General features: G+C 35.3%; 10 protein-coding genes. 3 read left to right on the plus strand and 7 right to left on the minus strand.

The features are described 5' to 3' along the window. Positions 1 to 185 precede the first annotated feature (185 nt). The 6 genes from Q0940_RS16010 to lptD are packed head-to-tail and all read right to left on the minus strand — an operon-like array spanning position 186 to position 6,849. Entirely contained in the window at positions 186 to 1,004 is an 819-nt protein-coding gene (locus tag Q0940_RS16010; RefSeq protein ID WP_299270781.1) for a symmetrical bis(5'-nucleosyl)-tetraphosphatase, read from the minus strand. Positions 1,005 to 1,041: 37 nt separating this feature from the next. Then, positions 1,042 to 1,407, minus strand: coding sequence for a Co2+/Mg2+ efflux protein ApaG (gene apaG, locus Q0940_RS16015; RefSeq protein WP_299270783.1), 366 nt, complete (start codon positions 1,405 to 1,407; stop codon positions 1,042 to 1,044). Continuing rightward, positions 1,397 to 2,260, minus strand: coding sequence for a 16S rRNA (adenine(1518)-N(6)/adenine(1519)-N(6))-dimethyltransferase RsmA (gene rsmA / locus Q0940_RS16020; RefSeq protein WP_299270785.1), 864 nt, complete (start codon positions 2,258 to 2,260; stop codon positions 1,397 to 1,399). Before rsmA ends, apaG begins: the two co-directional genes overlap by 11 nt. After that, positions 2,257 to 3,255 (minus strand): 4-hydroxythreonine-4-phosphate dehydrogenase PdxA, encoded by a 999-nt coding sequence (gene pdxA / locus Q0940_RS16025; RefSeq protein ID WP_299270787.1) that lies wholly within the window; start codon positions 3,253 to 3,255, stop codon positions 2,257 to 2,259. The genes rsmA and pdxA overlap by 4 nt, the downstream gene beginning before the upstream one ends. 1 nt (position 3,256) lies before the next feature. Then, positions 3,257 to 4,546 carry a peptidylprolyl isomerase SurA gene (gene surA, locus Q0940_RS16030; RefSeq protein WP_299270789.1) on the minus strand — a complete coding sequence of 430 codons (1,290 nt, stop codon included), beginning with the start codon at positions 4,544 to 4,546 and terminating at the stop codon, positions 3,257 to 3,259. Between the two features lie 20 nt (positions 4,547 to 4,566). Next, the gene (gene lptD, locus Q0940_RS16035) at positions 4,567 to 6,849 is read right to left on the minus strand and encodes an LPS assembly protein LptD (RefSeq protein ID WP_299270791.1); all 2,283 of its coding nucleotides are present in this window, start codon (positions 6,847 to 6,849) and stop codon (positions 4,567 to 4,569) included. Positions 6,850 to 7,077: 228 nt separating this feature from the next. Here lptD and djlA point away from each other — a divergent pair, with 228 nt between their 5' ends. Beyond that, positions 7,078 to 7,971 (plus strand): co-chaperone DjlA, encoded by an 894-nt coding sequence (gene djlA / locus Q0940_RS16040; RefSeq protein ID WP_299270794.1) that lies wholly within the window; start codon positions 7,078 to 7,080, stop codon positions 7,969 to 7,971. 3 nt (positions 7,972 to 7,974) lie between these two features. Here the strand turns inward: djlA and Q0940_RS16045 are convergent, their stop codons facing one another. After that, positions 7,975 to 9,003 (minus strand): DUF3530 family protein, encoded by a 1,029-nt coding sequence (locus tag Q0940_RS16045; protein WP_299270796.1) that lies wholly within the window; start codon positions 9,001 to 9,003, stop codon positions 7,975 to 7,977. A 65-nt stretch (positions 9,004 to 9,068) separates the two neighbouring features. Between Q0940_RS16045 and hemH the strand changes: the two genes are divergently transcribed. Together hemH and Q0940_RS16055 are read left to right on the plus strand one after the other, a co-directional pair. After that, complete coding sequence (hemH, locus tag Q0940_RS16050; RefSeq protein ID WP_299270797.1) at positions 9,069 to 10,085, plus strand: ferrochelatase; 1,017 nt, start codon at positions 9,069 to 9,071, stop codon at positions 10,083 to 10,085. 99 nt (positions 10,086 to 10,184) lie between these two features. Further along, positions 10,185 to 11,537, plus strand: a complete 1,353-nt coding sequence (locus Q0940_RS16055) for a Na+/H+ antiporter NhaC family protein (RefSeq protein ID WP_299270799.1) — start codon at positions 10,185 to 10,187, stop codon at positions 11,535 to 11,537. The last annotated feature ends 124 nt before the right edge of the window (positions 11,538 to 11,661 follow it).

Below are 11,661 nucleotides of genomic sequence, written 5' to 3' on the forward strand. Positions count from 1 at the left end.
TATTTTGAAAACATTATAAATTTTTTATTTCTCTAAAAGCTATCGGCAATAAGTTAAATAAATTTAGCGCTAATTGTAGATTCTATCATGTAATTTTATTTTTGTGGTTCGACAACTGCTTTTTGTAGTTAGATAGCAAGTTTACACGGGTAGATTACAATATTTTGTAGTTAAACTATGTAGGGTTATTTCTTAATTGCTGGGATTTTTAGATAATTATTTTTATTTAATTCATAAATGGTTAAATATTGTCCCCAAACATAACCTGTATCTAGTGCAATAATATTTTTATTTTCAGTTTTACCCATTAATGAAGCCCAATGACCAAAAATCCATTTATGTTGTTTAAATCTTTGCTTGTTGCATTCAAACCAAGGTTTTAAGCTTTTATCGATTAAATCTTGAGGCGCGCACTTGGTATCAAATTCCAACTCATTATCTAATGAGCAATAGCGCATTCTGGTTAATGCATTTATAGCGTATTTTATTTTGTCGAGTTCTGATAGCTTTTCATGCCATTTAGTTGGCTTTTTTCCGTACATGGAAGGAAGAAAATCAACATAGTTTTTTGCGATTAAAATAGACTGTACTTGCTGCGACCAATATATAGCGTCTTTACCTTGCCAGTCAGGCGGTAGGCCTGCATGACTCATAAATCCTGAATTATCTGGTAAAGCTAACACTAAAGGTTGCAACCTAAGCCAATCGATATAACGAGTTAGTTTAGGACTTTTTAATAGGGGAGTTAATAAATCTTTTGGGTTTTCTTTTTTTATTTTATTGGCAACAGACAAAAAATGTAAGTCATGGTTACCTAGTACTGTTTTTACCGAGTCTTGATTTTTATATAAAAACTCAAGTGTTTGTAATGACTGCTCACCACGAGCAATAAGATCACCCGTTAACCAAAGTGTATCTTTACTAGAATTGAAGTCTACTTTAGCCAGTGCTTGTTGCAGCCCATCAAAACAACCTTGTAAATCGCCAATAAAGTAATGTGCCATTTGATTTACTATACCATTGGATTAGTGAACTATTTATTTAATGTACTATGTTAGGAACACAAAGGCGGAATACTGGAATAGAGGCTTTATGCTTGTTTTTAGCGGTATCTAACATTTCATAATAACCTTCCATTGTGCCAACTGGCGTTTCAATAATACAACCACTGGTATAAGTGTAACTTTTACCAGGTTGGATCATAGGTTGCTCACCGACAACTCCAGCACCTTGTACTTCTGTCTTTTTCCCATTGGCGTCTGTGATCAACCAATACCTATTTAATAACTGTGAGTTACTATCACCGTTATTAGTTATAGTGACAGTATAGGCAAATACAAAACGATGATTTTGTTCATCGGATTGTTCTTCAATATGCTTAGTTTTAACTTCAATACTAATCGTCATTTTTACTCAGTTCTTCTTTATTTTTATCTAACCATTGAGCAATTTCTATAAACTGATTTAAAGTTAGATTTTCAGCGCGTAGGTTAGCATCAATCCCTAACTCAGCTAGTACATCTTGACTCACTATGTTGCTCAAGCTGTTACGTAATGTTTTTCTACGTTGGTTAAATGCTTCTAAACACACAGTATTCAGAGTTGCCGGATTAACTTGGTTTCGTTCTGCATGTGGCTTAGGTATTAAACGTATTACCGCTGAATCAACCTTTGGTGGTGGTATAAATGCGCTTGGTGGCACTTCAGTAACTGGTATTGTTTTGCAATAATATTGCGTCATTACACTCAGTCGACCAAAAGCTTTGCTGTTTGGAGCCGCACACATACGATTAACAACTTCTTTTTGTAACATAAAGTGCATGTTCTCTATGCAATCAAGATAGTTATAAAGATGGAAAAGTAATGGCGTCGATATATTGTATGGCAAGTTGCCAAAGATCTTGAATTTTTCACCGGGTTTAATTATTTCGTTAAAATCAAATTGTAAAGCATCACCTTGGTAAATATTTAATTTACTACCGTAAAACGGGTGTGTTTTAAGTCTATCAGCAAGCTCTCTGTCGAGCTCTACTACATTTAATTTATCAGTTAATTCAGCAACAGGTTCTGTAATAGCGCCTAAACCAGGACCTATTTCTAACAGGTTATCGCCTACTTTCGGTGAAATAGCACGAACGATTCTGTCAATAATATCAGGGTCATTTAAAAAGTTTTGACCGAATCGTTTTTTAGCTTTATGACCTTGATGAATGCCTTTTTTTACATTGGTGACTTTTTTGGATGGTCTATGTTTGCTCATTTAGAGGCTCTCGCTAATTTTTCTTTTGCCATTTTAATAGCATGGGTAATGGCAACTTTCATACTGCCAATATCTGCGTTACCGGTTCCGGCTAAATCTAGTGCTGTACCATGATCCACAGAGGTTCTTATATAAGGTAAGCCTAGAGTGATATTAACAGCATTACCAAAACCTTTATATTTTAATACAGGCAAACCTTGGTCGTGGTACATAGCTAATACGGCATCAGCATCTTGTAAATATTTTTCTTGGAATAGGGTGTCAGCAGGTAAAGGGCCAATTAGATTAATACCTTCGGCTCTTAATATATCTAAAGTTGGTTCTATAACTTCTATTTCTTCACGACCTAAATGTCCATTTTCACCAGCATGTGGGTTTAATCCACAAACAAATATGGCTGGGTTCTCAATACCAAACTTCACTTGCAATTCACTATGTAAAATACTAATTACTTTATGTAAACGTTCTGGTGTTATGGCTTTTGATACATATTGCAAAGGAATATGAGTAGTCACTAAGGCAACTCTTAAACCATCAGTGGCTAATAACATAACTACATCAGATGTATTAGAGTGCCCTGCAAAAAACTCAGTATGTCCACTAAAAGGAATACCGGCTTGGTTAATTATTCCTTTTTGTACTGGCCCTGTGACAATAGCATCATAAATATTATCTAAGTTACCTTGGCTTGCCACCGTTAAGGTTTCTACCACATATCGACCATTAGCTTCATTGAGTTGACCAGCTTTGGCTGGCTCAGCTAATGGCACATTAATGATGTATAGCTGACCAGGGATATGTTTTATTGACGGTTTGGTATTGTCAAAATCAATCAAAGTTAATGGTAAATTAAGTGTTTTTGCTCGATCTAACATCATACTTTTATCGGCAATGATAATAAGCTGAGCGTCCCATTCTAATTGAGCAACTTGTATTGTAATGTCTGGACCGATACCGCCTGGTTCGCCTGGAGTTATCGCTATTTTACTAAGCATATTATTCCGCAATTACTTCAATATAAGCTTGGTCTCGAATTTCTCTTAACCAATTTTCTGCTTCCTCTGCAAACTTACGTTTATATAAAATCTGATACGCTTGATCTTGTTTACTCTTTGCTGTTGCATCAGCCGTTCTCTCTTCCATCAGTTGCACTACGTGCCAACCAAATTGTGAACGAAATGGTTTACTGTATTCACCTACTTTTAAACTGGCTAACTGCTCTTTAAACTTAGGAGCGTAAATATCAGGGTTAGCCCAACCTAGCTCACCATTTTTTAATGCAGAGCCTGGATCTTCAGAGTGCTTTTTAGCTAGTTTTCCAAAATCTTCGGTTCCATCAGCAACTTCTTCTAAGAATTTATTAAGCATATTTTTGGCTTTTTCTTCACTTAAAATAATAGATGGTTTGATTAAGATATGGCGAGCTAGAACTTCTTTAACTTCAACCGTTTGACGTCCTCGTACATCTAATATTTTTACTATATGAAAACCAGCACCAGAACGAAGAGGGCCAATTAATGTTCCTGCTTTTTTGTCACGTACACTTTCTGCAAATAATGAAGGCATTTCGTTAATACCCATATAACCCCAATCACCACCTTCTAAAGCTTTTGCACCAGAAGACGATGCTATTGCGATTTTTTTGAAGTCGCTGCCATCTTTTAATAATTTAAGAACCTTATTTGCGATCTCTTTTTTTACATCCACTTCAGATTGTGCTGCTTTATTTGGCACTGATACCAAAATATGACCTATTTGATATTCTTCTTTACTGGAGTTTTCGTCCATTAAACCAATAAGTGTATTAATTTCTTGTAGTGAGATGTTAACCCGTCTATGAACATTACCGCGACGAACCTCATTAAGTGCCACTTCTTCTCTTAGTTTTTCTCTATAGCGCTCATAACTCTCATCACTTTTTACTATTTCTAAGCGAACTTGCTCTACGGTCATATTTTGACTTTGAGCAATATTTTGTATTACAGAGTCAAGATGTGCATCACTTATCTGTATGCCCATATTTTCTGCCATTTGAACCTGAACACTGTTTATAATTAAACGGTCAACAGCTTGAGCTCTTAGTGCCTTATCAGAAGGAAGAGATTGATTGTTTTGTAAAGCCGTTTTTTTTACTTCAGCGATAATTGCTTGAATTTCACTTTCTAAAATAACGCCTTCATTGACAATTACTGTGACATGGTCAATTTCTTGTGGTTCAGCTTGTATTGTGGCTGAGACAAACAGACTACACAATAAAGCTAAACTTATAATTGATTTGTTTATCATTATTTTTCTCTTATATATTTTTAATTTGTAATTAAATATGGTCGGCGGTAAGCAAAAATACTTTCTGAGAATAAATTTGCAATGCTTGATGATAAATCACCACCTAATCCACTAATTTTAAAATTGAAACTGATGCCAGTGTCATATTCGATATCTGTATTAGAGCCTATTTGCGCATCATCTAAATCAACAAGAATTTGTCGTTTAGCTGCCAATTGTATACTCCAACAACAAGAGCGATATTCAAAACCTATCAAAGCATCCATATTTATATCAGACTCTAAGTCTTGGTGGTAACTTGTTGCAATAGCCCATGTTGAATTAATTTGGTAACTAGCAAAAATACCAGCTTGATTTATTTTTATACCAGCCACATCGGTCGCATATCTATGATTGAATTGAAAATTCTTATCTTTTGCCAGCCAGTAATCCAATGAAATAAAGCCTGTTTCAACTTCATCAATCTCTTGGTTATACAAGAGACCACCATCTAATTGCCAGTTTTCGGTAAGTTGTCCAAACCATTCAAGGGCGACTGCTTGCTTAGAGCTAACTAAGTCATCATTAGTTCCAAGGGTATCATTTTTTAATTTATATATTTTGCCAAGACCAAATCTAAATAGTTCTTTATTAGCGTCATTGTATATACTGGTACTGAATCCGATAGTCATTTGATTTGCAGCTGAAATATTATCTATACCTGAATAGTTATTATCCCTGAATAAAGAGAAATAATCTTCCTTTAATAATTGAGAGTCATATAAACCAATATCTGATTGATCAACATCTTCTATATATAAATATTGAATTTTAGGCTCTAAGGTCTGACGTACATCCTGTTTAAAATAAGTAGTTTGTTTTTCAAATGTTAGGCCTGTCAGAATACGAGCTTTGGCTAAATTACGAGTTATTTCTTGAGCTTCATCTAACTGTGTATTTTTTTGGTTGTAATACGTCGATAGATAGCTAGTACTAGCTAATAGTTGAAATGACGGTGTGTTAAACTGATAAATTAACTCAGGTGAAAAATGAATTCGTTGTACTTCATCTATATCTTTGTACTCATTTTCAAAGAAACTATATTGGCTATTAACTAAAAATTGAAAAGAGTCCGTTACAGGATAAGCGGTCCAATCTAGAGTCAGTTGAATGGGTAAATTATAAGATGGCGTATGTGGACCAAGTTCATACATATCTTGTGATAGTAAGGATAAGTCCATATTGTCACCATAATAAGTTAGCATGGCGAAATTATTTAAATTGGTATCTGATTGATGATGGTAATCACTACCAAAATCACTGATATAATTATCATCACTCAAATCAGTCCATTGTAGCTGAGTCTTCCATCTTTCTTGCCAGTTAGATTCATGCTGCAAATAAGCTAAATATCTTTCCCCTAAATCAGTATCACTTTTATCTTCAGATAAATATTCCATTTGTAAAACATTATCAGAGTTGTAAGTTAAATGACGAAAGTTAGATTGCAGTAATAACCCGCGTTTAGACATGTACTTAGGTGTTAATGTAAGATCATAGTTATCAGCTAAATTGAAATAAATAGGCTGAGCTATATAAGTGCCATAATTAGTGGAATTACCTATCTCTGGAAACAATAAACCAGTTTTTCTTTTATCTGATATTGGAAATGTTGCGTATGGAACGTAGATAACGGGAATGTCTGCAATCTTAAATACAGCATTCCAAGCTTCACCCCAGCCTTTTTCTTGATTTATTTCAATTCTATCTGCTGCAAATAACCAACTAGGCTCATCGCCAGGACAAGTTGTGAAGGTTGCTGCTTTTAGCTTAAGGTCATTACTACCTTTTATTGAAAACACTTCAGCTTCGCCTCTACCCGCATTAAAGCCAAATTGATATTTAGTACCGAGTAATTCTAAATCTTGGTTTGTTTCGTCCAGGAAAATAGATAAGCCTGACACTTTGGCAGCCTCCGAGATTAACTCTATATTTCCCGTGGCAATAAATTGATTAGTTATTTCATTATAGGTAGCATTATCAGCTTTAATTGTTTGATTTTGTTGAAATATAGTGACTTTACCATTAAATTCAGTGTACTTTCCTTGAATTAAGTCGGCACTTTCACTAGTGACTATCACTTCATCAGGTTTATGAGTAACGTGTTCCATGGTTGATTTTGTTGGTGAATTTAATGGCGTAATAGCACAAACAGGTTCTGCTTTAGCTGTAGAGCTTAACAATAAAAATATAACAGCAAAGGCAGGACTACGCATAACAAAGGCTATTCTGTGCAATATTTTTGAAAAAAGAGTAGGCGACAATTTAACCTCTAAAACTTAAGATGAGAAACAAAGTGAGAATGATAACTATATACGAAATCTCCAACCTCGGAATTCTATCTGATTTTTTTACGCTATACTATGCGCGCTCTGCAATTTAATGGTTTTTAAGGTTTATTTTTTAACCTTTAGTCTGTGTATAAATTGAAAATTGTGAATTTGAACCCATATTCACTTGGTGGATATTTAAAGAAAATAAAGAGAGTAGTTTTGACTGGGAAAATAGTAGGGGCATTTTTTGGTTTTTTATTATTAAGAAACATCATCGGTGCATTAATTGGTTTATATATAGGACATTTGTTTGATGCTGCAATTAAACGTCTAACGAACAAACAAAATGTTGAGGAATGGTTAACGAGTGACGATTCAAAACAAGCTATATTTTTCTATACTACTTTTTCAGTTATGGGTCATGTGGCTAAAGCCAGTGGTAATGTCACAGCTGAAGATATTCAAACTGCTAATGAGTTTATGACTCAAATGCATTTGTCTGGCGAGCAAGTTGCTGAGGCAAAAGAAGCATTTAATGAAGGAAAGTCTTTAGGCTTTCCAATTAAGAAAAAAATTAACTTGTTTAAGCAGTATTTCGGTAAGCGACAAGACTTGTGTCAGTTTTTTATTGAAATTCAAATTCAGATAGCTTATTCAGATTCCATACTAGAACCTGCTGAATATGAACTTTTACTTAATATTGCAAACCAGTTAGGCTTTACCAAACGACATTTAGGGCAATTGATTGTAATTTGGGAAGCTGAGCTTAGGTTTCAAAATTATAAAAGAGATCAACAGCAAAAGAACAGAAGATACGAACGTCGCTACGCTGGAAGCAATAGCAATAGCAATAGTCAAAATAAACAACAAGGTCGTCAGCAAGGTACTAACTCTGCTTCACCGAGTATATCAGACGCTTATGCCTTGTTAGGCGTGTCTGATAAAGAATCCGTTCAAGAAATTAAGCGTGCTTATAAACGTTTAATGTCTAAAAACCATCCAGATAAATTAGTATCTAAAGGCTTACCGCCAGAAATGATGGAAGTAGCCAAACAGAAAACTCAAGATATTCAATCAGCTTACGAACTAATAAAAAAAGAACGTGGTTTTTAACCTTTACATACCAACGGCTGTGAGAAACCCATATATTTCTTTAACCGTACGCATATTGTTATTACCAAAAGCGATATGACTATTAAGTTTTCGTTGTCGATAATCTGTTTTGTAATGCTTTCGAGCTAATTTCCTTCGATATTGGATAGAGCTTGATACCCACTGATTATCCATTTGTTTGAATAACTCCAACACAGGGAATTCGGTTTCGCTTAACTGTTGTGCAAATAAATCGTTTAAATCCTGCTGTGGCATATGGGCACTTAACATGATCAGTGCATCTGGTTGCATTAATTTCTGTTGCTGAAATAAACTCGTTAACCAAGCACAACTCTTTCCCTGACAAATGAAAATAAAATAGCCAGGGAATTGCTCAGCATATTGCCAAGCAGATTCGACTCGTTTTAGGATTTCATCCTCAATCTCTGCATTTGTTTGGCTAGAAAAAATATCATCTTGGTGATATGCCTTTAATCTAAGGTTGGGGTCTCTAGCTGCTTGACTATCATTTTTTGTACTAACGTTTGATCCTGCGTTTGTTTGAACGCTTGGATCTTTCTCTTGCTGTTGACCATCTTCAGACGAACCTGGTGTACTTTGATTATCTGTTTTCTGTACATTATTAAAACTCCCATTGGTTTGCTCTATATTTGGCATTGTAAGTAACAAACTGCGCCAACCGTATTCCGTTAAGTTGTCATACAACATATTTATTGCTGGTTGTTTAGTAATGGATTGATTAATTTCAGGCACTATAAAAGCGATCCCTCGAGGAAAGCCTGTGGTTTCTTCTTTCATTAAGGTTAAATATTCAGATTCATCTAACGTTAATATATTGATCTCCCGATCTTGTACGTAATGTTTAATATCAATTGCTTGAAGTTCGGACAAATCAATAGGTGGCGTATCGTCCACCGATGCGGCAAAAGTAGCTGAAGTACTTAAACTGATCATCAATAGCAAAATATGATGTTTCATATAAAACTCTGGTGGATTAAAAGGAATATCTTTATTATCGGCAAGTATCAGCATAACTGAAACGAATCTACAGCTTATTTCATCGTTATAAGCGTAAACTTAGGTATTGAATAAATTTTATGAAAACACCAAATAACACAAATTTCGATCATAAAAAGCCTCAAAAAATAGGCGTGTTGTTAGTTAATTTAGGCACACCAACAGAGCCAACAGCTTCAGCGGTAAGAGTCTATTTAAAAGAGTTTTTGTCAGACTCTCGGGTGGTAGAAATACCTAAAATAATTTGGTGGTTTATTCTAAATTTAATTATTTTACCATTTCGTAGTAAACGCTCTGCTGAAGCTTATAGTTCTATTTGGCAAAAAGAGGGCTCACCGTTATTAATTAATACTAAAAAATTAGCGGAAAAAGTAGGACAGAAATTAGCGATAGATCATGACAATATTATGGTCGATTACGCTATGCGCTACGGTACCGATAACATAGCTGAAAAACTGAAAGCATTTGAGCAACAAGGGCTAAGTAAGTTATTAGTTATCCCTTTGTATCCGCAATACTCTGCTACCACCACAGCATCTATTTTTGATGTAGTTGGCGATTATTATCAGCAGCAACGTCGTATACCTGATATTCGTTTTATCAGTCACTATCATGACAATGAAGATTACGTTAAAGCTTTAGTGAATAAAGTTAAAGATCATTGGTATATGCATGGAAAAGCGGAAAAATTAATCTTGTCGTTTCATGGTATACCTCAAAGGAACTGGGATAAAGGCGACCCTTATGCCTGTGAATGTTTTAAAACGTCACGTTTAGTTGCCGAGCAATTAGAGTTATCTCAAGATCAGATTTTAACTACATTTCAATCTCGTTTTGGTAAAGCTCAGTGGATCCAACCTTATACTGAGGGAACGCTAAAGGCATTAGCTGCACAAGGGACTAAGTCGGTACAAGTTGTTTGTCCTGGTTTTGCTGTTGATTGTTTGGAAACGTTAGAAGAAATTGCAGAAGAAAATAAAGAATACTTTATTGAAGCTGGTGGTGAAAAATTTGAATACATTACGTGTTTAAATGATGATGACAGTCATGTTGATATGATGTCTCAGTTAATTTTAGATAATACCAAAGCTTGGTGAGTTTAAGTATTTATACTGAGCAAAAATTAGACTTTGGTATGTCGATAATTTTTTGTGGTACAGTCATTTTTAATGTTAATTTTTTTGGAGCTTTCATTAATGCTTGAGTCAAATCCCTCTAAGTCGTCTGGGTTAGCTATAACGCCTTTGATTTTATTTGTTTTTACGTTTTTAGGTACTGGTGTTTGGTTACATTTACAAGGGGTCGATTTTGCTTTTTATCAATTGCCTGCTCCTGTTGCTATTATTCCAGCTATTATTTTGGCTTTATTTTTAGATAGATATCTAGCTAGTAACCCAGTTACATTAGATAACAGCGTAACCACGCTTATTCAGGGCATGGGGAATGATAAAGTCATTACCATGTGCCTAATATACTTATTAGCTGGAGCCTTCTCTTCTGTAGCTCAAGCCACAGGTGGTGTCGATGTTATGGTTAATGTCGGATTGCAATTTGTACCTGCTCCTTTGGTTATTGCTGGTTTGTTTTTAGTTTCAGCTGTCGTGGCAACGGCCATGGGGACGTCAATGGGGACTATTGGGGCCATCGCACCTATTGCCGTAGGAATAGTGGCAAATGTAGATATTGACCCAGCTGTTATTGCCGGTGCCGTTGTAGGTGGTGCGATATTTGGTGATAACTTAAGCTTAATTTCAGACACGACTATTGCTTCGACCAAAACTCAAGGTGCTGAGTTAAAAGATAAATTTTATGAAAATTTAGTATTTGCTATTCCAGCTGCACTTATCTGTGTGGCTATTTATGCCTATATTGGATTCAATAACCCTGCACAAATTACTGCAGTAGATGTCGATAATATCTGGCTTGGTTTACCTTACTTACTCGTTATCATTCTTGCTGTTATGGGAATGAATGTTTTTCTGGTTTTATTACTAGGTATTTTACTTTCAGCGGTTACCGGCGCATTACTTGGTGATTACCAAATATCACTGATAGGGAAAGATATTTATACGGGCTTTAGTAATATGCAGGAAATTTTCCTACTAAGCATGCTCATTGGTGGCTTAAGTGAGCTAATGAAGCGACAGGGCGGTTTGGGTTACCTTGTTGATAAAATTAATACGATTGTACACTTTTTTAGCAAAACACCGTCATCGTCAACCAATCAAATAGCCATCGCCAGTTTAGCCTTTACCACTAACTTAGCGGTCGCCAATAATACAGTTGCTATTATAGTGACGGGAGACACTGCAAAAGAGCTAGCAGAAGAAGGACATATCAGTCCAAAGCGTAGTGCAAGTTTGTTAGATGTATTTAGCTGTATTGCCCAAGGGTTAGTACCATACGGAGCTCAAGCTCTACTAGTCGCAGCGACATTTAATATTTCGCCATTGGAAGTGGTGATTAATGTTTGGTACTGCATTATTTTAGCCGCTGTTTCTATTGGTATTGTGGCATTTAGGCACACTAGGAAAGCAGAGACGATATAGATCCTGTTAAAAAGACATTTATGCAAGAACTAAAAAAGCCGCTAATTAGCTGTCTCTTATACACAAATCCCTGCTAGTAATTAGCGGGGATTTTTTTTGAACTAATTGCCTTGTTTGTGATCAG

Source organism: uncultured Psychrosphaera sp., from assembly GCF_947500655.1.
Classification (GTDB): Bacteria; Pseudomonadota; Gammaproteobacteria; order Enterobacterales; family Alteromonadaceae; genus Psychrosphaera.